The 21,152-nt window shown below is 71.9% G+C and carries 26 protein-coding genes; 12 read left to right on the top strand and 14 right to left on the bottom strand.

What is annotated here, in order from left to right; translation table 11 throughout:
- Positions 1 to 84: 84 nt before the first annotated feature.
- Positions 85 to 1,575 carry an amidohydrolase family protein gene (locus VA596_RS36520; RefSeq protein ID WP_323333338.1) on the bottom strand — a complete coding sequence of 497 codons (1,491 nt, stop codon included), beginning with the start codon at positions 1,573 to 1,575 and terminating at the stop codon, positions 85 to 87.
- Positions 1,576 to 1,615: 40 nt separating this feature from the next.
- Complete coding sequence (locus tag VA596_RS36515) at positions 1,616 to 2,653, bottom strand: serine hydrolase domain-containing protein (protein WP_323333336.1); 1,038 nt, start codon at positions 2,651 to 2,653, stop codon at positions 1,616 to 1,618.
- A 68-nt stretch (positions 2,654 to 2,721) separates the two neighbouring features.
- On the opposite strand from VA596_RS36515, the gene VA596_RS36510 reads away from it, so the two are divergent.
- On the top strand, positions 2,722 to 2,916 hold the full coding sequence (locus VA596_RS36510) for a DUF2630 family protein (protein WP_323333334.1): 195 nt from the start codon (positions 2,722 to 2,724) through the stop codon (positions 2,914 to 2,916).
- Between the two features lie 30 nt (positions 2,917 to 2,946).
- Here the strand turns inward: VA596_RS36510 and VA596_RS36505 are convergent, their stop codons facing one another.
- Positions 2,947 to 4,233 carry an NAD(P)/FAD-dependent oxidoreductase gene (locus tag VA596_RS36505; RefSeq protein WP_323333332.1) on the bottom strand — a complete coding sequence of 429 codons (1,287 nt, stop codon included), beginning with the start codon at positions 4,231 to 4,233 and terminating at the stop codon, positions 2,947 to 2,949.
- A gap of 165 nt (positions 4,234 to 4,398) precedes the next feature.
- On the opposite strand from VA596_RS36505, the gene VA596_RS36500 reads away from it, so the two are divergent.
- Complete coding sequence (locus VA596_RS36500) at positions 4,399 to 4,785, top strand: STAS domain-containing protein (RefSeq protein ID WP_323333330.1); 387 nt, start codon at positions 4,399 to 4,401, stop codon at positions 4,783 to 4,785.
- A gap of 25 nt (positions 4,786 to 4,810) precedes the next feature.
- Here the strand turns inward: VA596_RS36500 and VA596_RS36495 are convergent, their stop codons facing one another.
- The 3 genes from VA596_RS36495 to VA596_RS36485 are packed head-to-tail and all read right to left on the bottom strand — an operon-like array spanning position 4,811 to position 5,786.
- Complete coding sequence (locus tag VA596_RS36495; protein ID WP_323333328.1) at positions 4,811 to 5,074, bottom strand: DUF4235 domain-containing protein; 264 nt, start codon at positions 5,072 to 5,074, stop codon at positions 4,811 to 4,813.
- Complete coding sequence (locus tag VA596_RS36490) at positions 5,071 to 5,376, bottom strand: DUF3618 domain-containing protein (protein WP_323333326.1); 306 nt, start codon at positions 5,374 to 5,376, stop codon at positions 5,071 to 5,073. Before VA596_RS36490 ends, VA596_RS36495 begins: the two co-directional genes overlap by 4 nt.
- Entirely contained in the window at positions 5,373 to 5,786 is a 414-nt protein-coding gene (locus tag VA596_RS36485) for a phage holin family protein (RefSeq protein WP_323333324.1), read from the bottom strand. The genes VA596_RS36490 and VA596_RS36485 overlap by 4 nt, the downstream gene beginning before the upstream one ends.
- A 113-nt stretch (positions 5,787 to 5,899) precedes the next feature.
- On the opposite strand from VA596_RS36485, the gene VA596_RS36480 reads away from it, so the two are divergent.
- From VA596_RS36480 to VA596_RS36470, 3 genes are all read left to right on the top strand, one after another.
- Positions 5,900 to 6,361, top strand: coding sequence for an SRPBCC family protein (locus VA596_RS36480; protein ID WP_323333322.1), 462 nt, complete (start codon positions 5,900 to 5,902; stop codon positions 6,359 to 6,361).
- An 88-nt stretch (positions 6,362 to 6,449) separates the two neighbouring features.
- On the top strand, positions 6,450 to 7,289 hold the full coding sequence (locus VA596_RS36475; protein ID WP_323333321.1) for an aldo/keto reductase: 840 nt from the start codon (positions 6,450 to 6,452) through the stop codon (positions 7,287 to 7,289).
- 70 nt (positions 7,290 to 7,359) lie between these two features.
- Entirely contained in the window at positions 7,360 to 7,824 is a 465-nt protein-coding gene (locus VA596_RS36470) for a hypothetical protein (protein WP_323333320.1), read from the top strand.
- A gap of 56 nt (positions 7,825 to 7,880) precedes the next feature.
- On the opposite strand, the gene VA596_RS36465 is transcribed toward VA596_RS36470, so the two are convergent.
- Both VA596_RS36465 and VA596_RS36460 read right to left on the bottom strand, forming a co-directional pair.
- Complete coding sequence (locus VA596_RS36465) at positions 7,881 to 8,684, bottom strand: ANTAR domain-containing protein (RefSeq protein WP_323333318.1); 804 nt, start codon at positions 8,682 to 8,684, stop codon at positions 7,881 to 7,883.
- A gap of 91 nt (positions 8,685 to 8,775) precedes the next feature.
- A complete protein-coding gene (locus tag VA596_RS36460) occupies positions 8,776 to 9,312 on the bottom strand; it encodes a hemerythrin domain-containing protein (protein WP_323333316.1) in 537 nt (178 codons plus the stop codon).
- A gap of 125 nt (positions 9,313 to 9,437) precedes the next feature.
- Here VA596_RS36460 and VA596_RS36455 point away from each other — a divergent pair, with 125 nt between their 5' ends.
- The gene (locus tag VA596_RS36455) at positions 9,438 to 10,952 is read left to right on the top strand and encodes a CYTH and CHAD domain-containing protein (RefSeq protein ID WP_323333315.1); all 1,515 of its coding nucleotides are present in this window, start codon (positions 9,438 to 9,440) and stop codon (positions 10,950 to 10,952) included.
- Between the two features lie 44 nt (positions 10,953 to 10,996).
- Here the strand turns inward: VA596_RS36455 and VA596_RS36450 are convergent, their stop codons facing one another.
- The 3 genes from VA596_RS36450 to VA596_RS36440 form a co-directional block, all read right to left on the bottom strand.
- On the bottom strand, positions 10,997 to 11,788 hold the full coding sequence (locus VA596_RS36450) for a SigB/SigF/SigG family RNA polymerase sigma factor (protein ID WP_323333313.1): 792 nt from the start codon (positions 11,786 to 11,788) through the stop codon (positions 10,997 to 10,999).
- Complete coding sequence (locus VA596_RS36445) at positions 11,785 to 12,231, bottom strand: ATP-binding protein (protein WP_323333311.1); 447 nt, start codon at positions 12,229 to 12,231, stop codon at positions 11,785 to 11,787. The genes VA596_RS36450 and VA596_RS36445 overlap by 4 nt, the downstream gene beginning before the upstream one ends.
- 62 nt (positions 12,232 to 12,293) lie before the next feature.
- A complete protein-coding gene (locus VA596_RS36440; protein WP_323333309.1) occupies positions 12,294 to 12,623 on the bottom strand; it encodes a plasmid stabilization protein in 330 nt (109 codons plus the stop codon).
- 107 nt (positions 12,624 to 12,730) lie between these two features.
- Between VA596_RS36440 and VA596_RS36435 the strand changes: the two genes are divergently transcribed.
- Together VA596_RS36435 and VA596_RS36430 are read left to right on the top strand one after the other, a co-directional pair.
- Entirely contained in the window at positions 12,731 to 13,690 is a 960-nt protein-coding gene (locus tag VA596_RS36435) for a TIGR03557 family F420-dependent LLM class oxidoreductase (RefSeq protein WP_323333307.1), read from the top strand.
- A 198-nt stretch (positions 13,691 to 13,888) separates the two neighbouring features.
- Positions 13,889 to 14,623, top strand: a complete 735-nt coding sequence (locus tag VA596_RS36430; protein ID WP_323333306.1) for an ANTAR domain-containing response regulator — start codon at positions 13,889 to 13,891, stop codon at positions 14,621 to 14,623.
- A 663-nt stretch (positions 14,624 to 15,286) separates the two neighbouring features.
- On the opposite strand, the gene VA596_RS36425 is transcribed toward VA596_RS36430, so the two are convergent.
- On the bottom strand, positions 15,287 to 15,496 hold the full coding sequence (locus tag VA596_RS36425; protein WP_323333305.1) for a hypothetical protein: 210 nt from the start codon (positions 15,494 to 15,496) through the stop codon (positions 15,287 to 15,289).
- 184 nt (positions 15,497 to 15,680) lie between these two features.
- On the opposite strand from VA596_RS36425, the gene VA596_RS36420 reads away from it, so the two are divergent.
- From VA596_RS36420 to ligD (VA596_RS36405), 4 genes are read left to right on the top strand one after another with little or no spacing between them, the layout of a single operon-like run.
- Complete coding sequence (locus VA596_RS36420) at positions 15,681 to 15,884, top strand: hypothetical protein (RefSeq protein WP_323333304.1); 204 nt, start codon at positions 15,681 to 15,683, stop codon at positions 15,882 to 15,884.
- 57 nt (positions 15,885 to 15,941) lie between these two features.
- On the top strand, positions 15,942 to 16,856 hold the full coding sequence (gene ku, locus VA596_RS36415; RefSeq protein ID WP_323333302.1) for a non-homologous end joining protein Ku: 915 nt from the start codon (positions 15,942 to 15,944) through the stop codon (positions 16,854 to 16,856).
- A complete protein-coding gene (ligD, locus tag VA596_RS36410) occupies positions 16,853 to 17,800 on the top strand; it encodes a non-homologous end-joining DNA ligase (protein ID WP_323333300.1) in 948 nt (315 codons plus the stop codon). The genes ku and ligD (VA596_RS36410) overlap by 4 nt, the downstream gene beginning before the upstream one ends.
- The gene (gene ligD, locus VA596_RS36405; RefSeq protein ID WP_323333298.1) at positions 17,797 to 18,660 is read left to right on the top strand and encodes a non-homologous end-joining DNA ligase; all 864 of its coding nucleotides are present in this window, start codon (positions 17,797 to 17,799) and stop codon (positions 18,658 to 18,660) included. Before ligD (VA596_RS36410) ends, ligD (VA596_RS36405) begins: the two co-directional genes overlap by 4 nt.
- A gap of 179 nt (positions 18,661 to 18,839) precedes the next feature.
- Here ligD (VA596_RS36405) and VA596_RS36400 read toward each other — a convergent pair whose 3' ends face one another.
- Together VA596_RS36400 and VA596_RS36395 are read right to left on the bottom strand one after the other, a co-directional pair.
- Positions 18,840 to 19,151 carry a DUF3040 domain-containing protein gene (locus VA596_RS36400; RefSeq protein WP_323333296.1) on the bottom strand — a complete coding sequence of 104 codons (312 nt, stop codon included), beginning with the start codon at positions 19,149 to 19,151 and terminating at the stop codon, positions 18,840 to 18,842.
- A 72-nt stretch (positions 19,152 to 19,223) separates the two neighbouring features.
- Entirely contained in the window at positions 19,224 to 20,987 is a 1,764-nt protein-coding gene (locus tag VA596_RS36395; protein ID WP_323333294.1) for an IlvD/Edd family dehydratase, read from the bottom strand.
- Positions 20,988 to 21,152: the final 165 nt, after the last annotated feature.

Genomic DNA, 21,152 nt, shown 5'->3' with positions numbered 1-21,152 from the left:
GCGCTTTATTCGGCGAGGTTCTGCCGCCCCGGGCTTGGTGTCGTTAGTGGTTCGGGCTTTCGTGGACCTGGCCGCGACCCGGGGTCAGCGAGGCAGGCAGCAGCTCGATCGGCCGGCCCGCGTGACCACGTCCTCCTGAGCCGCCCGCTCCACATCCGCGAAGATCCGCTGCCGCTCCGCCGGGCCCAGGACCTTTCCCCGGCTGACAACCGCGTGGATGCGACGGCTGTTCGTGATCGCCGCCAGGGGGTCGGCGTCCAGGACCACCAGGTCGGCGTCCTTGCCCACCTCGACCGTCCCCGACGACGGGCGTCCGGCGGTACGGGCCGCGTCTCGGGTCGCCGCCTGCAGCGCCCTCCTCGGGGACAGGCCCGCTCGCACCAGCTGCTCCAGCTCGTCGTGCGTGGCGAAGCCCGGGAACGTGTACAGGTACCCGCTGTCCGTACCCGCCGCGATCGGTGCGCCCGCCGCGGCCAGCTCGCCCACGAGCGCCAGCTCGGCTTCGAGGTACGCCGCCTCCTGGGCCACCCGCTCGGGTGACCAGACCGGCCACGCCGCCGCCAGGTCGAGCCACTCCTGGCGGACCGCGCGCGGCAGGTACCGGTCGGCGAGCCCCTGCAGCACCGGGTCCTGGGGCAGGTCCCCGGGCGGTGTCGACGTCCGGGCCAGCACCGCCAAGGTCGGCACGTGCCAAGCCCGCCGGGCCCGGAACCGCCCGGCCAGCTCCCGCGTCATCGCCGCGCTGTGGGACGTGACGGCGTCGCGGTCCATCGCCGCGAGCGCGCCCGGCCAGGACCCCGTGTCGGCGGGCAGGGCCGCGAGCTGGGCGTAGTACTCGGCCTTCTTCGTCGACGTCGACGCGTGGAAGGCGTACAGGTGCTCGACCGTGTGCTGCCCGCGGGCGAGGACGTCCGGCACCGAGAGCTGGATCGGGACGTGCCCGCCGTACGGCAGCCCGTGGCGCCGGGACTCGGCCGCGATCGCCGCGTGGATCTCCGGGCTCATGAACGAGTACACCTTGACGAGATCGGCGCAGCCCGCCTTCTCCTCGCGGACCGCCACCGCCGCGTCGGCGGGCGTGGCGACGAGCCGGTGCACGTCGACGAACGAGCCGCCGCCGTCCAGGATCCGGCTGGCGATCACCATCCGCGGCCCGGTCAGCTCGCTGCGCTCGACGCGGCGCAGCACGTCGTGGGTCGCGGGGGAGCCGTCCATGTCGCGGATCGACGTGACGCCGTTGACCAGGTGCAACGCCGGGAACGTCCGCGCCATCGTGGTCTCGTGGGTGTGGGCGTCCCACAGCCCGGGGATGACGTGCTTGCCGGTCAGGTCGAGGACGCGCACCCCGGCGAGCGCGGGCGCCGGCACCCCGCGGCCGACCGCCGCGATCCGGGCACCGGCCAGCACGATGGTCGCGTCCCGCAGCGGCGGCGCGTCCGTGCCGTCGAACAGCGTCGCGTGCGTCAGCACCGTGACGTCCCCGGCGGCTTCGGCCCGGCCCGCGGTCAGCAGGGTCGCGCCCAGCACCCCGGTACCCAGCCACGCGAGAAAAGAACGGCGATCGACATCCCCCATGGACCGGATGATGGCATGACCCGCCCGGGTGATGAAAGCGTCAGGGACCGGCGGTGAGCACCGCGTCCGCGACCGCGCCGAGGTGCGCGGCCGCGCTGTGGCCGGAGACGACCCGGTCGGTGAGGTAGGCGAACACGAGCCCGCGCGCCGGGTCCGCCCAGGCGACGCAGCAGTTGCTCCCGTTGTGCCCGAACGTTTCCCGGCCGCTGAGCGTCCCCATCGGACGGCCGACGCCGCCGAGCTGGAAGCCCTGCGCCCAGCGGATCCGGGTGCGGATCGTCCGGTCGACGACGGCATCGCCCGACGGCCGCCGGGCCTCGCGCACGGCCACCGCGTCGACGACGTCGCCGTCGAGCAGGGCCTGGTAGAACGTCGCCAGGTCGCGGGCGGTCGTCGAGACGCCCGCGGCGGGGATCACCGCCCGGCGGACGGCCCGCCGGTTCACCATCCGCGCCGTCAGCCGCGCGCCGGCGTCGCGGCCGCGCAGCGGCACGTGCCGGGGCCAGAGCTCGTCCGGCAGGCCGAGGTGGGTGTCGGCCAGGCCGAGCGGGCCGAGGAACTCCTTGCGCAGCAGCACGTCGACGTCCTCGCCGGTCACGCGGCGGACGACCTCGCCGAGCAGGTGGCCGTACACGATCGGCTGATAAGCGGCGACTTCGCCGGGCGCCCAGCGCGGGGTGACCCGTTCGATCGCCCGCACGGTGCGTGCCCAGTCGGTCATGGTGAGCGCGTCCCCGGCGAAGCCGCGGGCGGACGCGAAGCCGGAGCGGTGCCGCAGCACGTGCCGGACGGTGATCGCGCCCTTGCCGCCGCGGGCGAACTCCGGCCAGTACTCGGCGACCGGCGCGTCCAGCGACAGCGCCCCGCGCACGGCGAGCTGGTGCACCAGCAGGGCCACGAACGGCTTGCTCGCGGAGAAGATCCAGAACAGCGCGTCCGCCGGGACGCCGAAACTCCGGTCGAGCAGCACCCGCCCGTCCCGCAGCACGCACAGGCTCGCCCGGGCCCCGCGGGCGCGCACCAGCTCGGCCACGGACCGCTCCAGCGCGGGGTCACCCGGTTCCGTCCAGTCGATCACGCCCGGCGACGTTACCCGCCCGGTATGCTCGCGGGCGTCCCGGCAGGGTGCCTTTTGAAGGGTGTTCGATGGCAGGCCACGAGATCACCGACCGCATCGCCGACCTGATCGACGAAGAGCACCGGCTGCGTTCCGAGGCCCTCCACCACGGCGGGCTCACGCCGGAGCAGCGCGTCCAGCTGAAGGACCTCGAACGCCAGCTCGACGCGGCGGTCGAGCTGCTGCACCGCCGCCAAGCCCTCTCCGCCTTCGACGACGACTGACCCGCGCCGGCGGCGCGGTCCACAGTGGACTCAGCGCCGGGGCAGCTCCGGGGAGTCGGTGTCGAGCGGCACCGAACCCGACCGCACCAGCCCCAGCTGGACGGTCTGGCGGCCGGTCGCGGCCTCCAGGACCCAGTCGGCGACCGTGCGCACGCGGTTGCCCGGCATCGCCATGAGGTGGTAGGCGCGCGTCACGGCCTTCGCCAGGCGGCCGGACAGCGGGATGTGCAGCGGGTTCGCCGCCGCGGCCCCGGCCCCGAGGTCGACGACGAAGCCGAGGTCGTGGTGGCGGTAGGTGCGGGTGCGGCCGACCCCGAGTGACGCGGCGACGTTGCGCCCGGCGAGCCGGCCCTGGCGTTCGGCGTGCTGCGCGGTCATCGCGGTGTACTGACCCGGCCGGGTGAGGTCGGGCACCGCGGCCGCGTCCCCGCAGGCGAACACGTCGTCGTGGCCCGGCACGGTCAGCTGCGCCGTGACGACGAGCCGGCCTTTCGCCGTCTCCAGCCCGAGACCCGAGACCAGCGGGTCGGGCCGCACGCCGACGCACCACACGAGGGTGCGGGTGGGCACCAGGTCGCCGTTGGTGAGCGTGACGCCCTTGGCGTCCGCGTGGCCGACCGACGTCTTCATCAGCACCTCGACCCCGCGCGAGCGCAACACCTCGTCGGCCGTTTTCCCGAGCCGCTTGCCGAGTTCGGGCAGCACTCGCTCGGCGACGTCCGCCAGCAGCCAGCGGATCTTCTGCCCGGCCAGTTCGGGGTGCCGCGCGGCGAGCGCTTCGGTGAAGGCCGGGCCCTGCGCGGCGACCTCCGTCCCGGTGTAGCCCGCGCCGACGACGACGAACGTGCAGCGCGCGTCGCGCTCGGCCGGGTCCTCGGCCGTCGCGGCCAGCTCGATCTGCCGGGTGACGTGGTCCCGCAGGTACAACGCCTCGGGCACCCCGCGGAAGCCGTGCGCGTACTCGGGCACGCCCGGGATCGGCAGCAGCTTGTTGACGCTGCCGGCGGCCAGCACCAGCCGGTCGTACCCGACCCGGTGCTCTTCGTCCTCGGGATCGGTGTAGACGACCTCGCGGGCGTCGAAGTCGACCGCCGTCGCCTTGCCGAGCAGCAGCCGGACCCCCGGAAGGGTCTCCGGGATCGACACGGTGACCCGGCGCGGGTCGAGGATCCCGGCCGCCACCTCGGGCAGCAGCGGCAGGTACAGGAAGTAGTCCGTCGGGTTCAGCACGACGATCTCGATGTCGCCGGCTTCCTTCCGCAGGCTCTTGGCCGCGTGGTACCCGGCGAACCCGCCGCCGACGATCACGACACGCATGGATCTCCTTACGGGGAACGGATCTTGGCCGCGCGGTTTCCCGCAGGCCGGTATGGGGAAACCCGCGGGGTTGACCTGTCGGCACAGGGGCGTACGGTCAGGGGGTTGGCTGTTGTTCAGACACGTGCTCCGGTCAGCGCCCCTGCCAGCTGTGATGGGAGCGCCATGTACCACTTGTTCCGCACGATCGACGAACCCTGCGGGTTGACCGTCACGACCACCGAACGCCCTGGTGGGATCCGGGTCCTCACCCTGGTGGGCGACATCGACGCCGCCACCGTCGGGGCCCTCGACGAAGCCCTCACCACCGGCGATCGGCTGCTGGCCGACCTCTCACGGGTCGAGTTCCTCAGCTGCGCCGGCGTCCGGTCCCTGCTCGAAGCGGACGACCGGGCCGAGCTGGCCGTCGTCGTCGGTGGCCACGCGGTCACCCGGTCCCTGGAAGCGACCGGCGCCGACCTGCTGCTGAGGTGCTACCCCCGCACGGGTGACGCACTGGCCGCGCTGACGGCCGTGGCCCCGCACGCCGGGGAGGCCGGCCCGGACGCGTGAGCGCGCCCGGTCCGGTCCGCTGTGGTCAGTCGTCCGGCCATTCGCCGGTCGCCTTGCGGTAACCCACCGCGCCGGCCCGTTCGGTGGCGGCCTTGACGGCGCCGAAGATCGCGCCCTGGACGGCGGCCGCGATGATCACCTGGGTCCAGGTGTAGTCGCGGTCGATCGCGTCCGGGGCGTCTTCTTCGCCCGCCGCGCGCTTCCAGACCTGCTTGAAGACCTGCCCGGCGAGGAGGCCGCCGAGCGCGCCGACGCCCCAGCTCAGGGGCTTGTAGACGACCTTGTTCACGAGTTCCTCCGTCGCTGGACCAGCCGGATCACGAGCACGAGGCCCAGCACGCCGGCGAAGATCGGCAGCGGGTTGGCGCGGACCGCGTCGGCGCCCTGGCGGAACTTCACCGCGGCCGTCGCGTTCGTCAGGTCGGCGACCTTCGCGGTGGCCTGGTCGAGCTTCTCGTCGACGTTCTCGGTCACCCGGGTCTTCACGTCGAGCTTCTGCCCGAGCGCGTTCAGGGTCTCGGTGAGCTCTTCGCGGGTGGTGTCCCGGTCGAGCCGCGCCTCTTCGGCGTTCTTCGGGAAGTCCCCGCTCATGAATGCACTCCCTGCTTCACGGTGTCCACGTCCTCGCGGACGCCGGTGATGGCTTCCTCCGGCACCGGCGGCACCGCCTGCGTGACCTCCTTCTTGCCGGTCAGCGCGGCGATCCCGGCGATCAGGAACAGGACCACGGCGACGATCACCGCCGCCAGCCAGCCGGGGACCACCAGGGCCAGCGCCAGTACCGCGGCGGCGACGAGCGTACCCACGCCGAAAAGCGCGAACAGCCCGGCCGCGCCGAACAGTCCGGCGCCGAGGCCCATTTTCTTGCCCTTGTGCTGCAGTTCGAAGACCGCGAGCCGGATCTCGTCCCGGACCAGGCGCTTGACCTCGTCCGACAGGTCCGAAACCAGCTCGCCGACCGAGCGCTCGGCCGCGGGCGTCTTGTTTGCCTCTTCGATCACGGAACACCTCCTGCCGCCGGGCTACCCGGGTTCCCGTGCGGGTAATCACGCCGCGTTTGACCGGATCCGCGCCGGGTAGCCGAAGTGTTCGCCGCCAACGAAGAGGAGAGTGCATGAGCACGATCACCGAAAGCGTGGACGTCGAGGTCCCCGTGTCCACCGCGTACAACCAGTGGACGCAGTTCGAGGAGTTCCCGAAGTTCATGGAAGGCGTCGAGCAGATCCGTCAGGTGGACGCCACCCACACGCACTGGGTGACCAGGTTCGGCGGTGTGACGCGCGAGTTCGACGCGACGATCACCGAGCAGCACCCCGACGAGCGCGTGGCGTGGACGTCCGACTCCGGCCCCGACCACGCGGGCGTGATCACGTTCCACCGGCTCGGCGACGCGCACACCCGGGTGACCGCCCAGATGGACATCGACCCGGAGGGCTTCGCGGAGAACGTGGCCGACAAGCTCGGCCTGCTCGACCGCCGCGTCAAGGGCGACATGAAGCGCTTCAAGGAGTTCGTCGAGCGCACCGGCACCGAGACCGGCGCCTGGCGCGGTGACGTGGACCGGCCGGGGAGCTGACCGGCGAACTCACTCGAACGAGTGACACGGCGGGGCGGATACCGTCCCGCCGTGTTTCGCGTCCGTGTACCAGGGGTAGGCCGATCGCATGACCACGACCACAGCCAACGTCCCCACCGTGGAACTGAACAACGGCGTGCGGATCCCGCAGTTCGGGTTCGGGGTGTTCCAGATCCCGCCCGAGGACACCGCCGGCACCGTGCGGACGGCGCTGGACGCGGGCTACCGCCACCTCGACACCGCGCAGATGTACCGGAACGAAGCGGGTGTCGGCGCCGGCATCGCGGAGTCCGGCCTGGCCCGCGAAGACGTGTTCGTCACCACGAAGCTCGCCAACGACGCCCAGGGCTACGACAACGCGATCACCGCGCTGGAGGGCAGCCTGCGGCGGCTCGGTCTCGACTACGTCGACCTCTACCTGATCCACTGGCCGTTGCCGGCCAAGGGGAAGTACGTCAAGACGTGGCAGGGCTTCGAAGACATCCTGCGCGCCGGGAAGGCCCGCGCGATCGGCGTCTCGAACTTCCAGCCCGAGCACCTCGACCGGCTCGCCGAGGAGACCGGCACGGTGCCCGCGGTCAACCAGATCGAGCTGCACCCGGCGCTGCAGCAGGCGGACCTGCGCGAGTACCACCGCGCGCACGGCATCGCGACCGAGGCGTGGAGCCCGCTGGCCCAGGCCGAGGTGCTCGAAGACCCGGTGCTGACCGGCCTCGCCGGAAAGCACGGCCGCAGCGCCGCGCAGGTGGTCCTGCGCTGGCACATCCAGCTCGGGAACATCGTGTTCCCCAAGTCGTCGACGCCGGAGCGGATCCGCCAGAACATCGACGTCTTCGGCTTCGAGCTCGACGACGAGGACATGGCCGCGATCGGCGGCCTCGAAGACGGCCGCCGCACCGGACCCGACCCGGACACCTTCACGGGGTGACCGGCGCGTTTCCCCGCGCGAGCACCCGGGTACCTCTTCCGGGAAGGTCCCCCAGGAAGGAGCGTCCGGCATGAGCACGAACGCCTATCTCGCGTTTCTCTTGATCGGCGCGCTGCTGGTCGTCGCCGACGGCCAGATCATCTACCGGAGCGGCCGCCGCTACCTCGAAAACTCCTACGGCGACCCGGCCGCCGGGGCGTCGATGTCCCGCCTGGTCACGGTGCTGTTCCACCTGGCGACGCTGGGCGTGCTGGCGCTGGTGTCGACGATCAACATCGGCGGCGACCTGCCGAGCATCATCGCCCGCGTCGGCGTACTGCTGCTGATCCTGGCGCTGGCCCACGCGATCACGCTGGGTGCGCTGGCCCGCATCCGCGGCGAGCAGGAGGTCGAGGCCGTCGTCCAGCGTGGCGGCCGGCAGCGGGTGGAGCCGGAGCAGCAGGTCACGACGGTCACGCCCGTCCAGAGCCAGGACGGCCGGTACCCGGACGTCAGCCCGTCGCTGGAGCAGCACCCGCCCTACACGACTCCGTAAGGCTCACGCACGTACCGAAGGCGTCACTTTCACGGGAAAGTGACGCCTTCGGCGTGTCAGTGCCCGGGAACCGGCAGGTCCACCTCGGTGTGCCGGTCGGCCAGGGTTCTGGCCAGGTCGGCGAGCTTGACGTTCAGCTCCTGCGAGGCCCGGCGCAGGACGTCGAAGGCCTCGTCGGCCGTGATGCCGCGGCGCTGCATCAGGATGCCCTTCGCCTGCCCGATCACGTCGCGGCTTTCGACGGCCTTGCGCAGGTGGGCGGCTTCGAGCTCGGCGGACACGACGGACTCGGTGTGCGCCAGCGCCAGGGACGCGTGGGTCGCGAGCAGCAGCGCGGCATCGATGGCGGCGGCGTCGAACGCGCCGGGCCGGCGCGAGTAGATGTTCAGCGCGCCGGACAACCGCGGCGGCTTGGCGTCCGGGAGCAGCGTGGTCGCCAGCACCGAGTGGTAGCCGTGGGCCGCGGTGCCCGGGCCGAACGACGGCCACCGCGGGTCCCGGCCGACGTCCTGCGACCAGCCGATCGCCGGGCCGTCCGGGCGGGCGGACTCGACGCACGGGCCCTCGCCGTGCTCGTACTGCAGCTCGTCGAGCGTCAGGGCGATCGGGTCCGTCTCGACCGGGGTGTGGAACCGGCCGTCCGGATCGCGCAGCGTGATGCTCACGAGGTCGGCGTCGGGGATGATCTCGACCGCCGCGCCGACGACCAGCTTGAGCACCCCGCCGACGGTCGGGGTCGTGTCGAGCAGGGTCCGGGTCAGGTCGGTGAACTGCCGCACCAGCGGGCCGGCCACGGGCGGCGTGCCGTCCAGGCTGAACCGGGAGCGTTCCCCGGCCCATTCGTGTTCACTGACGCTCATCGTTCTCGCTGCCTTCGTGCTCGGGACGGACACCGGTCATTCAACCCGATCCCAGTGTGCACCCGGACGTGATACGCGCCGCGTCACACCGTCAACCGGGGGAACCGGTTCCCCCGGCCGACGGGACGAACGCCGCCCGCACCCGGTCGACGAACCCGGGACCGGGGCGGAGCTGGTCGGCCTGGGGCATCCGGTCGGCCAGGCCCGGGTGCGGCAGCCGGGCCGCGGCCTTGCGGGCGTCGAGGACCTCCCGGCCCAGCTCCTCGCGGCGGGCGGCGGAGTCGCCGAGCCGGATCCGCCCCACCGCGTCGGGGCCTTCGTCGCGCACGTGCCGCCGGACGGCACGGATCAGGCCGCCCAGCAGCCGCTCGAACCGTGGCTCCTGCGGGCCGGCCCCCTCCAGCTGGCGCATCAGCCCGTCGGCTTCGGCGAGGTCGCCGCCGTCGCCGAGGTAGGGCTCTTCGGCGACGGCGTGCCGGACGAGGGCCGAGATGAGGTGGTCGGCGAGGTCCTTGCGGTTCTCCGGGCTGCCCTGGCCGAGCTCCAGCTCGGTGCACAGCCGGTCCAGCTCCCGGTGGTCGCCGTCGAGCACGGTGGTGAGGTCGGTTGCGGGCTGGCTGCGGTTCATGCACGCTCCATGGTCCGGATTCGGTTTTTCCTGCGGTTACCCGCTGCCGGGACGTCGAATCCCGTGTGGCGCCGTCCCCGCCGGGTAACCGGAGGGGAAGCAACCCGACCACAGGGAGGACGTCCATGGCCGTGCCGTCATCGGTGACCGAGCGCGAACGCAAGTACGAGATCGTCCCCGGGACCGGGGTGCCGAGGCTGCTCGGCGTGGCCGGTGTCGCGAGCCAGGACGAACCCGTGGAGCAGATGCTCGACGCGTCGTACTACGACACGCAGACCTTCCGGCTCGCCAAGGCCGGCATCACCCTGCGCCGCCGGGTCGGCGGCCACGACGCGGGCTGGCACGTCAAGCTGCCGGTCTCGGCCGACGAGCGCCAGGAGATCCAGCTGCCGCTCGGCGGTGACGGTCACAAGGTCCCCGGCCGCCTCAAGCGCCTGGTGCGGGCCTACACGCTGGGGGAGAAGCTGGTGCCGATCGCGCACCTGCGCACCGACCGCTTCGCCCACCGCCTCGCCGACGGGCAGGGCCGGACCGTCGCGACCCTCACCGACGACCACGTCACCGGCGAGGCCGGCGGGGAGAGCGCGCGGCTCGACGAGTGGCGGGAGGTGGAGCTGGAACTCGACCCCGGCGTCGAACCCGGCCTGCTGGACGAGTTCGACCGGGCGCTGGCCAAGGCCGGGCTGTCCGCGTCGCCGTGGCCGTCGAAGCTGCGGCGCCTGATCGGCGACCGCGTGCCCGCGCCGCGTCGGGCCCGCAAGAAGCCGACGGCCGCCGACGTCGTCCTGGTGTCCCTGCGCGAGCACTACGACCAGCTGCGGCGCGCGGACGTCGGTGTCCGGCTGGACGTCGCCGACTCGGTGCACCAGATGCGCGTGGCGAGCCGGAAGCTGCGCAGCGCCCTGCGCACGTTCGGGTCCATTGTGGACGAATCGGCGACGGCGCCGGTCGCCGCCGAGCTGAAGTGGCTCGGCCACGAGCTGGCTCCGGCGCGCGACACCGAGGTCACCCAGGAGCGGCTCGGCGAGCAGCTGGACGCCCTGCCGTTGGAGCTGGTCTTCGGTCCCTTGCGTCAGTACCTGACCCGGTACTTCGCCCGCGAGGAGCAGCAGGGCCGGGCGCGGGCGGTGGAAGCGCTGGAAGGCAAGCGGTACCGGAACCTGCTGCGGGCGCTCGACGCCGTGCTGGAGGACCCGGCTCTGACCGCGCACGGACGCAAGCCGGCGAAGGCCGCGCTGCGCAAGCCCGTCCGCAAGGCCGCGAAGAAGCTGCGCCGCGCCGAGGCCGCGACCCGGGGACTCGAGGGCGTCGAACTCGAGACCGCCTTGCACGACGTCCGCAAGAAGGCGAAGCGAGCCCGCTACGCCGCCGACACCGTGAAGCCGGTGTACGGGAAAAAGCTGCGCGCGTGGCGCAAGAACGTGAAGGCCGTGCAGCAGACGCTCGGCGCGCACCAGGACACCGTGGTCGGCCGGGACGTCCTGCACCACCTGGCCGTCGACGGGCACGGCGAAGGGCAGAACACGTTCACGTTCGGGCTGCTGCACGGCCAGGACGCCGCGAAGGCGGCACAGCTGCGCGGGGAGTTCGCGGGGGAGTGGCGGCGCCTCCGCAAGGGCGGGCGCCCCGGCTGGCTCTAGCCGATGGCCGGCGGCGGCTCCCGGGAGCCGCCGCCCGGCGGGCGTCAGGCGTCGCCGGTGAGCTTGCCGCGCAGCTGCTCCAGCGTCTGCGACAGCAGGCGGGAGACGTGCATCTGCGAGATGCCGACGCGGTCGGCGATCTGGGTCTGCGTCAGGCCGCCGAAGAACCGCATCACGAGGATCGCGCGCTCGCGGGGCGGCAGCTCCTGCAGCAGCGGCTGCAGGGCCTCGTGGTTCTCGACCATGGCCATCTCGTGGTCCGGCTCGCCCATGGTGTCGGCCAGCGACAGCGCCTCGGCGTCGTCGTGCACCGGCTTGTCGACCGAAAGGGCCTGGTAGGCGTTCCCGGCGAGCAGGCCTTCCCGGACCTCGTCGACGTCGAGCTGCAGGTGCTCGGCGAGCTCCGTGGGCGTGGGCGCGCGGCCCAGGCGCTGCGAGAGCGCCGCGGAGCCCTGGCTGAGGGACAGGTGCAGCTCCTTCAGCCGCCGCGGCACGCGGACGGACCAGCCGGTGTCGCGGAAATGCCGTCGTACCTCGCCCATGATCGTCGGCACCGCGAACGACAGGAAGTCGTGGCCGCGGGCCGGGTCGAAGCGGTCGACGGCGTTGATCAGGCCGATCCGGGCCACCTGGACCAGGTCCTCGCGCGGCTCGCCGCGGCCGGAGAACCGGGTCGCGATGTGCTCGGCCAGCGGTAGCAGCTCGGTCACCAGCTTGCCGCGGACGACGTCCCGCCGCGGGTCGTCGGCGGGGAGTTCGCCCAGCTCCTCGAACAGCGGTTCGCAGTGGGCGTATTCGTCGGGGCGGTGCAGCACCGTTCTGCGCTCGGCGCTCACGCGCTCGTTCCCGGATTGAGCTCCAGCTCGATCGTGATGATGCCCGCGCCCCCGCCCGGGAGAACGTCACAGTGTGCGGTCACCGAGCGGCTCAGGGTGGTCAGGACGTGCCAGCCGAACGTCCGGTCGCTGGGCGGCCGGGGGTCGGTCGAGCGCGCCGAGACCACGACGTGCAGCGCGTCGGCGGTCTGCCGGAAGCGGCAGTGGAGCTGGGTGCCGAGCTCCGCGAGCTGGACCAGCTGCGCGCACGCTTCGTCGACCGCCATCTTGGCGTCGGCGATGGCGTCGAGGCCGAAGTCGGCGCGCGAGACCATGCCGTGCGTGAGCATCCGGACGAGGGGGATCTGCTCGGCCATGGCGGGCAGCCGCAGCTCCACGACTTCGTCGAGCAGGCCGTCGGCGGACGGCTGGCCGCCCGACGTGCCACTTCGTGTTTCTTCCATACCGGACTGTCTACCCATCTGGGGGAACCCCGACACTTCGCGTTGCGGACTCGAGGGGACCGTCACCGGCCGAGTGCCCGCTCGAGCTCTTTCTTGCTCATCTTGGAGCGGCCGTCGATGTTCCGCTTCCTGGCCTCGTTGTAGAGCTGGTCCTTCGTCGGGCCGCCCGGTCCCTTGCGGTTACCGGAGCGCTCGCCGCCGCGCTGCTGCGGGGACTTGTCCTCGAGGGACGTCCGGCTCGCTTCGCGCGATTCACCCGACCGGGCACGGTTCTTGTTCACCGTCCGGGCCGCGATCTCCTTGGCGCGCTTCGGGCTCGCACCGCGGTCTTCCTGCGAGTCCTTGATGTGCTCGTACTGGCGCTCGCGCTTGCCGCTCCACGACTGAGGCATGCCCACTCCCTTCGATGACGGCCGAATACCCGGCCCACGACCGGGTAAACGTCGCGGTTGATCATCACCGGGGCCGGGTACGCGGCCGGTCGACGGAAGGAGTTCCGATGCGGATCGGCTACACCCTGATGACCGAGCAGGCGGGACCGAACGACCTGGTGCGGTACGCCGCCGCCGCCGAGCAGGCCGGCTTCGCCTTCGAGGTGATGAGCGACCACTACTCGCCCTGGCTGGCCGAACAGGGCCACTCGCCCTACGCGTGGAGCGTGCTGGGCGCCGTCACGCAGGTCACCGAGCGCGCCGAGCTGATGACGTTCGTGACGTGCCCGACCATGCGCTACCACCCGGCGGTGGTGGCCCAGAAGGCGGCGACCGTGCAGGCGCTGTCCGGCGGGCGGTTCACCCTCGGCCTCGGGGCGGGCGAGAACCTGAACGAGCACGTCGTCGGCCGCGGCTGGCCCCCGGCGAACGTCCGCCACGACATGCTCGCCGAGGCCGTCCAGATCATCGGCGGTCTCTTCGACGGTGGTTACTTCAGCTACGAGGGCAAGCACTTCCGCGTCGACTCGGCGAAGCTGTGGGACCTGCCGGAAATCCGCACCCCGATCGGGGTGGCGGTGTCCGGCGCGCAGTCGATCCGGCGGTTCGCCCCGGTCGCCGACGCGATGATCGCCGTCGAGCCGGACGCGGACCTGGCGCGGGAGTGGGACGCCGCCCGTCCCGGCCCGGCGTCCCGCAAGATCGCGCAGCTGCCGGTGTCGTGGGGCACCGACCGCGACGCCGCGGTGAAGCGCGCCCACGAGCAGTTCCGCTGGTTCGCCGGCGGCTGGAAGGTCAACGCCGAGCTGCCCGGCCCGGCCGGCTTCGCCGGGGCGACCCAGTTCGTCCGTGAGGACGACGTCGCGGGCTCGATCCCGTGCGGCCCGGACGTCGAGCCGATCGTCGAGGGCGTGCGCGAGTTCGAGAAGGCGGGCTTCACCGACGTCGCGCTGATCCAGATCGGCGGGGACCAGCAGGACGGCTTCCTCGACTTCGCCGCAAAGGAGCTGCTGCCGGCCCTGGCCTGAGGTCCACTTCGGACGGACCGGGCCATTGCTCCGAATGGCGGCGCGGCGCGCGGACGTGGTGGCCGCTTGCGCCCGCCGCCACGGGGATGCAGTAATCTCGCGCTGGACCCGTTAAAGCGCTAGCGGCCCACTGTGGCGCGCGCCCGGGTCCTCCCTGGTCTAGAGCGCCCTGAGAACGAGTAGAGGGGCGTCACCAGGATGACGGGCGGCCAGGAGCAGCAGCTCACCGCACGGTTGGACGAGGTCACCGTCGCGATGGAGTCACTGACCGCGATGCTGGACACCCAGCTGGACATCGGCCAGATGCTGCAGGCGGTCTGCGACCACGTCGTGCAGGTGGTGCCGGGGGCCGACATGGCGAGCATCACCCTGGTCCGGGACGGTGAACCGGAGACGGTGGCCAGCACCGACCAGCGGGCGGTCAACTTCGACCGCGAGCAGTACCGGATCGGCGACGGCCCGTGCCTGCGCGCGGCCGAGACCGGCCAGCCGGTCCGCGTCGGCGTCGGCGCGGTAGGGGACCTGTGGCCGCAGTTCGTGTCGTCGGCCGAGCAGCTAGGAGTGGCGAGCTTCCTGGCGGCACCGTTGACGGTCGCCGACGACATGTCGGGAGCGGTGAACCTCTTCGGCTTCGGTGAGCACGGGTTCAGCGAGCTGGGCACGAAGATCCTCGAGCTGTACACGGCGACGGTGGTGTTTGGCCTCCGCAGCGCGCGCAGGTATTTCGCGGCGCGGGAGCTGATCGAGCAGCTCAACCGGGCGTTGGAGACGCGAGCGGTGATCGAGCAGGCCAAGGGGATTCTGATGGCGGCCCACCGCATCACGGCGGAGGACGCGTTCCAGCGCCTGGTCAAGCGCTCCCAGGACGGGAATCGCAAGCTGCACGAGGTGGCAGCAGAGTTCGTCGCGGCGGTGGCCACAACGACGACTTGAGGCCTGGTTCGGCGGTGCGCCTTGCCCCGCTTGCTGCGGGCTGGCGGTGCCGCCCGGACCGGATGCCCGGGAGCGGCCGCCGCGCCGACTGGTGGCCGACGCTTCGGCCGGATTGATCAACTCACCGACCGGAGTTGCTCGACGACTGAAGCGGCTGGCTCGCCGGCCGGAGTGGTTACCGCGCCGACTGGAGCGGCCAACACACCGCCCGGCGCGGCCAACTCGCCGGTTGGAGCGGTTACCACGCGGACCGAAGTGGGCTAACTCGCCGACTGAAGCGGTTGCCACGCCGGCTGGAGCGGCCAACTCGCTAGCCGGACTGGCAACACATCGACTGGAGCGGCCAACTCGCCAGCCGGAGGGCGAACTCGCCGACTGGAGTAGCCAACAAGTCGGTCGGGGTGGCCGACACTCCGACCGAGCGGCCAACTCGCCGCCTGGAGTGGCCCTCGCTGACGATTGCCGCCGTGCGTGACCGTTGCGCGGTGTGCTGGCCGCTCGCGGCAGCGGGATGGCTGCTCCGGGCCGTGTGTGCGCCGCTCCCGGCGGTGTGTGGCCCCTCACCAGTCCTCCGCAAACGCCCCGGAACCCGCCCCAGCAGGCAGCCGCCGGCTGGGCAGGTGCTCCGCATCCGACGCTGCCGGGCGGGCCCGGACCGCGGGTTCAGCTGGTCGGAACCTCGTCCGGAGGCGCATCCGCCTGTGGGACCGCCTCAGGCCTTGGCCGGTTGCGGGAGCAGGTCGTGCAGACCAGGGTGCGGCCCAGTATGCGGCCGTCGTCGGCGATGACCTGGGCCACGTGCATCGTGGGGAACCCGCAGACTTCGCAGGGCAGCGAGTCGTCCTCGCGGCTGATGCGGATCTGGGTGCCCATCCGGCCTCCTGGTGTGACGTGGGTCTCACAACCCTTGCCGGTTCCCGGCCGCAGGCCCACCGAATTCACTCGTTCGGCCCAACGATCGGCGTCTCCCGTGCGCCGTTCGGTGACTCCTGTGTTGGGGGTCGAGATCCGGGGTACGCGGATTTCGAGAGGAGCAAGACCGGAGGGGAGCAATGACATGAGGGACAAGCGGAACGACCTGCGCCCGGTGGCGGACCTGCTGCTGGACGGCGGGGACTCACCCGACCAGGAGCGGACGCGCCGGAAGGCCGCGCTGGCCGTCGCGGCGGGGGCGAAGGACGCCGACGACTGCGCCCTGCTGCTGGAGATGCTGGGCCTGCACCGCGGAGACGGCACGAGCAAGAGCACCGAAGTGGCCTGAGCCGCGCCGTTTCGAGATACCTACGGACGGGTATCGAAGGGCGGTGAGGAGGTCATCATGGCCAGACCGGTGTGGAGCGGTGCGCTGAGCCTGGGGCTGGTCACCGTCCCGGTGGAGCTGTACCCCGCGGTGGCGGACCACACGATCCACTTCCACCAGTTCGAACGCGGCACGTCCGACCGGATCCGCAACCGCAAGGTCAACGAGCGGACCGGCGACGAGGTCACCCAGGACGAGATCGTCAAGGGCTACGACGTCGGCGGCGGCGACCACGTGCTCGTCGAGCCCGACGAGCTGGACGAGATCGCGCCCGAGCGGTCGCGGCGGATCGACATCGAGCAGTTCGTGGAGCTCGACGAGATCGACCCGTGGTTCTACGACCGGACGTACTGGCTGAAGCCGGCGAAGGAGGACTTCGCCAAGGCGTACGGCCTGCTGCTGCAGGCGATGGACCGCAGCGAGAAGGCCGGGGTCGCGAAGTTCGTCCTGCGCGGCAAGGAGTACCTCTGCGCGGTCCGCGCCGGCGAGGACGTGATGGTCCTCAACACCCTGCACTTCGTCGCGGACCTGCGGAAGCCCAAGGACGTCATGGGCGGGCTGCCCAAGCTGCCGAAACCGCGGCCCAAGGAGCTCGACATGGCCCTCTCGCTGGTCGACGAGATGACCGCGCCGTGGAAGCCCGGCGACTTCCGCGACGAGTACTCCGAGCGCGTCGAGGAACTGATCAAGGCCAAGGAAGCGGGCAAGGAGATCGCCCACGAGGAGGAGCCGGAGCCCTCGGCCGACGTCGTCGACCTGTTCGAGGCCCTGTCACGCAGCGTGAAGAGCCGCAAGAAGCCGGCCAAGAAGAAGGCGCCGGACCTGGCGGAGCTGTCCAAGTCCGAGCTCGAGAAGCTGGCGCGCGAGAAGAAGGTCAAGGGCCGGTCGAAGATGACACGGACGGAGCTGGAAAAAGCGCTGAAGGCGTCGTGACCGGTCCCGGCTGGCGCGAACCGACCCTGGCCACGCTCACCGATCGCCGCTTCTCCGACGACGGCTGGATCTTCGAGCGCAAGCTGGACGGCGTCCGCGCGCTCTGCGTCCGCGACGACGGCCCGCCGACGTTGTACTCGCGCAACCACAAGGTGATGGACAGGGCCTACCCCGAGCTCGTCGAGGCGCTGGGTGCCCAGGGCGGGCCGCGGTTCGTCGCGGACGGCGAGATCGTCGCGTTCGACGAAAGCGGCAACACCAGCTTCGCCGCGCTGCAGCCCCGGATCCACGTGGCCGACCCGGACCGGGCCCGGGCCACCGGCGTGCGCGTCTACTACTACCTGTTCGACCTGCTGTACTTCGACGACCAGGACACGACCGCCCTGCCGCTGCGGCAGCGCAAGGCCCTGCTGCGCGACGCCTTCGACTTCGAGGACCCCCTCCGGCTGTCTACGCACCGGAACGCCGAAGGCGAGAAGTTCTTCGAGGAGGCGTGCCGCCGCGGCTGGGAAGGCGTCGTCGCGAAGCGGGCGGACTCGCCGTACCGGCACGGCCGGACCCCCGAGTGGCTGAAGTTCAAGTGCGCGCGGGGCCAGGAGCTGGTCATCGGCGGGTTCACCGACCCGCAGGGCGCGCGGCACGGCTTCGGCGCGCTGCTGCTCGGTTACCACGAGGACGGCGCCCTGAAGTACGCCGGCAAGGTCGGCACCGGGTTCGACGAGAAGCTGCTGGCTTCGCTGCACGCGCAGCTGAAGGAGCGGGAAGTCGGGCGGTCGCCGTTCGGCGGGCCGGTCAAGGAGCCCGGGGCGCACTGGGTCCGCCCGGACCTGGTCGCGCAGATCGGTTTTTCGGAGTGGACGCGCGACGGGCGGCTGCGGCACCCGCGGTTCGCCGGGCTGCGCGAGGACAAGAAGGCGGCGGACGTCGTGCGGGAGCGGCCGTGAACGTTTCCCACCCGGACAAGGTGTTCTACCCCGACGACGGGATCACGAAGGGTGACGTCGTCGAGTACTACCGCGCGGTCGCCGACGTCATGCTGCCGCACCTGCGCGGCCGCCCGCTGACGCTGCGGCGGTTTCCCGACGGCATCACCGGGCAGGGCTGGTTCCAGAAGCACCCGGGGGAGCACTTCCCGGACCGGATCCGCGTCGAGCGCGTCCCCCGCAAGGGTGGCGGCACGGACGAATACGTCGTGTGCGACGACGCCGAGACGCTGGAATACCTGGCGAACCAGGGGACGCTCGAGTTCCACGTCTGGCTGTCCACAGTGGACGCTCCGGAGCGGCCGGACCGCCTGGTGCTCGACCTCGACCCGCCGGACGGTACGTCGGTCGCCGAGCTGCGCAAGGTCGCGCGGCGGATCCGGGACCACTACGAGGAAGCCGGGCTGACGCCGTTCGTCCAGGCGACCGGCGGCCGCGGCTTCCACGTCGTCGCACCCCTCGACGCGAAGGCGGACACGGACGTCGTGCTCGCACTGTCGCGGGCGCTGGCCGACCGCGTCGCCGCCGACGACCCGGACCGCCTGACGACGGCCCAGCGCAAGGACAAGCGCGGCGACCGGATCTTCCTGGACGCCAACCGGAACGGGTACGCGCAGACGTTCGTCGCGCCGTACTCGCTGCGGGCGCGCCCGGGTGCGGCCGCGGCGACGCCGCTGGACTGGCCGGAGCTGGGCAAGGCAGAGCCGGACGGCTGGGGCCCGGCGAAGCTGCGGCAGCGGCTGGCCCGCAAGGACGACCCGTGGCGGGAGATCGGCAAGCACGCGGGCTCGGCCGAGGCGGCGCTGGCCACGCTCAGCTGAGGCTCGGGGGAGCTGTCGTCGGATCGGCGACGAAAGCCGCATAGGCATTGTCGCGGTCTGGAGTGCGAAGCGGCCGACCGGTTCACTGCGGTGGGCGGTCACGCGGAACTCGGTCACAACAACGCCTGCGCGGCGGAGGCCGCGCTCGGGGGAGCTGTTGTCAGATCGCGGTGAAGCTCTCAGCGCAGCGACGTCAGGGGAGGTTCGGAGTCGTCCGCGGGCGCCTTGCGGGTCGACTCCGCGCGGGCGATGTGCCAGGCCACCAGCCCGCCCGCGGCGACCGTGCCCCAGAGGACGAGGGCGGCGTCGCGTGCGAAGAGGCCGACGACCAGCATCACCACGGCTGTTATGTCGGAGAGGATGAGCAGGAGGCTCCAGCGCCGGGCCTGCCGCATGTCGCGACCGCTGAACACGTCCGCGAGCGCGGGATCGCTCGCCAGCAGTTCCGCCTCGATCGCGCTCAGGGTCTGGCGGTCACGGTCCGGCAGCATCGGGGTCCTCCTCGCTCGGCTACCGGGGAGTTACCCGTTCGGCGCCGGTTCCAAGCGGTGGTTTTCCGGCCTTCAGTGGTTGTCGCGCGGAACACCCTTCGCGGCCACCCGCTGGAACGCCACGGCGGGGCGCAGGACCATGCCGTCGCAGAGCTGGTCGACCATCGAGCGCTGGATCTCCTGCCACGGCGTCTGCGACGCGGGCACCTGGTACCCGCCCGCCTCCTCGAGCTCCTTGTGGCGCAACGCGAGCTCTTCGTCCGGGATGAGCACGTTCGCGGTGCCCTCGCCGAGGTCGATGCGCACCCGGTCGCCCGTCCGCAGCACGGCGAGGCCGCCGCCGGCCGCCGCTTCGGGGGAGGCGTTGAGGATCGACGGCGAGCCGGACGTTCCCGACTGGCGGCCGTCACCCAGGCACGGTAACTCGCGCACCCCGCGCTTGATCAGCTCGGCGGGCGGGCGCATGTTGACGACCTCGGCCGAGCCGGGGTAGCCGAGCGGGCCGGTGCCGCGCATCACGAGCAGCGAGTCCTCGTCGACGCCGAGGTCCGGGTCGTCGATGCGGGCGTGGTAGTCCTCGGGGCCGTCGAACACGACCGCGGTGCCCTCGTACACCCCGCCCGCCAGGTAGCGGCGCCGGAACTCCGGCGAGATCACGCTGGACTTCATGATCGCGGCGTCGAACAGGTTGCCGTGCAGCACCAGGAAACCGGCGTCGGCCACCAGCGCCGTGCCGAACGTCCGGATGACGTCGCGGTCGCCCGCCTCGGCGTCGCGGCAGTTGTCGCCGACGCTCCGGCCGTTGACGGTCGGCGCGTCCTCGTGGATCAGCCCGTGGGCCATCAGCTCGTGCACCACGGCCGGCACCCCGCCGGCGCGGTGGAACTCCTCGCCGAGGTACTTGCCGGCCGGCTGCAGGTCGACCAGCAGCGGCACGGCGTACCCGAGGCGCTGCCAGTCGGTCAGCGGCAGGTCGACGCCGATGTGCCGGGCGATCGCGCCGATGTGGATCGGCGCGTTGGTGGACCCGCCGATCGCCGAGCTGACGACGATGGCGTTCTCGAACGCCTCGCGCGTCAGGATGTCCGACGGCTTCAGGTCTTCCCGCACCATCTCGACGATCCGCAGCCCGGTGCGGTAGGCCATCCGCGCCCGGTCGCGGTGCGGCGCCGGGATGGCCGCGCAGCCGGGCAGGCTCATCCCGAGCGCCTCGGCGAGCGCGTTCATCGTCGAGGCCGTGCCCATCGTGTTGCAGTGCCCGGGCGACGGCGCCGACGACGCGACCAGCTCCATGAACCCGGCGTCGTCGATCTCCCCGGCGGCCAGCAGCTCGCGCGCCTTCCAGACGATCGTGCCGGACCCGGTGCGCTCGCCGTTGTGCCAGCCGTTGAGCATCGGGCCGCCGGAGAGCACGATCGCGGGGATGTCGACGGTCGCGGCGGCCATCAGGCACGCCGGCGTCGTCTTGTCGCAGCCGGTGGTCAGCACGACACCGTCGATCGGGTAGCCGTAGAGCGTCTCGACGAGCCCGAGGTAGGCGAGGTTGCGATCCAGCGCGGCGGTCGGCCGCTTGCCGGTCTCCTGGATGGGGTGCACGGGGAACTCGATGGCGATCCCGCCCGCCTCGCGGATCCCCTCCCGCGTCCGGTCCGCCAGCTGCAGGTGGTGCCGGTTGCACGGGCTGAGGTCCGACCCGGTCTGCGCGATCCCGATGATCGGCTTCCCGGACTGCAGCTCTTCCCTGGTCAGGCCCCAGTTCATGTACCGCTCGAGGTAGAGCGCGGTCATCCCGGGGTCGGCGGGGTTGTTGAACCAAGCTTCGCTGCGCAGTCCCATACCGGCCAGTCTGTCAATGCTGCTACGAAAACGCACCCTCCGCGGGGGTTGGGCGAAAGCCGTGGATGTCGCATTGAGGGACTCAGAGTCCCTCAATGCGACATTCACGGACTTCCCGGCGGGCCTCGGCGAGCCTCCGCTCGCGCACGTCGACGCCGCCCCTCA

Source organism: Amycolatopsis heterodermiae, assembly GCF_034929455.1.
GTDB lineage: Bacteria > Actinomycetota > Actinomycetes > Mycobacteriales > Pseudonocardiaceae > Amycolatopsis > Amycolatopsis heterodermiae.
The sequence above is the reverse complement of the archived record's forward strand: the minus strand, read 5'-3'. Positions and strand labels throughout refer to the sequence as shown.

Bases quoted from the DNA above. Each gene is read 5' to 3' on its own strand.
- VA596_RS36430 (WP_323333306.1), top strand. From the start codon at position 13,889: ATGACGGGCGGCCAGGAGCAGCAGCTCACCGCACGGTTGGACGAGGTC.
- VA596_RS36420 (WP_323333304.1), top strand. From the start codon at position 15,681: ATGAGGGACAAGCGGAACGACCTGCGCCCGGTGGCGGACCTGCTGCTG.
- VA596_RS36510 (WP_323333334.1), top strand. From the start codon at position 2,722: ATGGCAGGCCACGAGATCACCGACCGCATCGCCGACCTGATCGACGAA.
- VA596_RS36470 (WP_323333320.1), top strand. From the start codon at position 7,360: ATGAGCACGAACGCCTATCTCGCGTTTCTCTTGATCGGCGCGCTGCTG.
- VA596_RS36505 (WP_323333332.1), bottom strand. From the start codon at position 4,233: ATGCGTGTCGTGATCGTCGGCGGCGGGTTCGCCGGGTACCACGCGGCC.
- VA596_RS36500 (WP_323333330.1), top strand. From the start codon at position 4,399: ATGTACCACTTGTTCCGCACGATCGACGAACCCTGCGGGTTGACCGTC.
- VA596_RS36445 (WP_323333311.1), bottom strand. From the start codon at position 12,231: ATGGAAGAAACACGAAGTGGCACGTCGGGCGGCCAGCCGTCCGCCGAC.
- VA596_RS36475 (WP_323333321.1), top strand. From the start codon at position 6,450: ATGACCACGACCACAGCCAACGTCCCCACCGTGGAACTGAACAACGGC.
- ku (WP_323333302.1), top strand. From the start codon at position 15,942: ATGGCCAGACCGGTGTGGAGCGGTGCGCTGAGCCTGGGGCTGGTCACC.
- VA596_RS36480 (WP_323333322.1), top strand. From the start codon at position 5,900: ATGAGCACGATCACCGAAAGCGTGGACGTCGAGGTCCCCGTGTCCACC.
- VA596_RS36440 (WP_323333309.1), bottom strand. From the start codon at position 12,623: ATGCCTCAGTCGTGGAGCGGCAAGCGCGAGCGCCAGTACGAGCACATC.
- VA596_RS36425 (WP_323333305.1), bottom strand. From the start codon at position 15,496: ATGGGCACCCAGATCCGCATCAGCCGCGAGGACGACTCGCTGCCCTGC.
- VA596_RS36490 (WP_323333326.1), bottom strand. From the start codon at position 5,376: ATGAGCGGGGACTTCCCGAAGAACGCCGAAGAGGCGCGGCTCGACCGG.
- VA596_RS36400 (WP_323333296.1), bottom strand. From the start codon at position 19,151: ATGCTGCCGGACCGTGACCGCCAGACCCTGAGCGCGATCGAGGCGGAA.
- VA596_RS36460 (WP_323333316.1), bottom strand. From the start codon at position 9,312: ATGAACCGCAGCCAGCCCGCAACCGACCTCACCACCGTGCTCGACGGC.
- VA596_RS36455 (WP_323333315.1), top strand. From the start codon at position 9,438: ATGGCCGTGCCGTCATCGGTGACCGAGCGCGAACGCAAGTACGAGATC.
- VA596_RS36520 (WP_323333338.1), bottom strand. From the start codon at position 1,575: ATGGGGGATGTCGATCGCCGTTCTTTTCTCGCGTGGCTGGGTACCGGG.
- VA596_RS36465 (WP_323333318.1), bottom strand. From the start codon at position 8,684: ATGAGCGTCAGTGAACACGAATGGGCCGGGGAACGCTCCCGGTTCAGC.
- VA596_RS36435 (WP_323333307.1), top strand. From the start codon at position 12,731: ATGCGGATCGGCTACACCCTGATGACCGAGCAGGCGGGACCGAACGAC.
- VA596_RS36395 (WP_323333294.1), bottom strand. From the start codon at position 20,987: ATGGGACTGCGCAGCGAAGCTTGGTTCAACAACCCCGCCGACCCCGGG.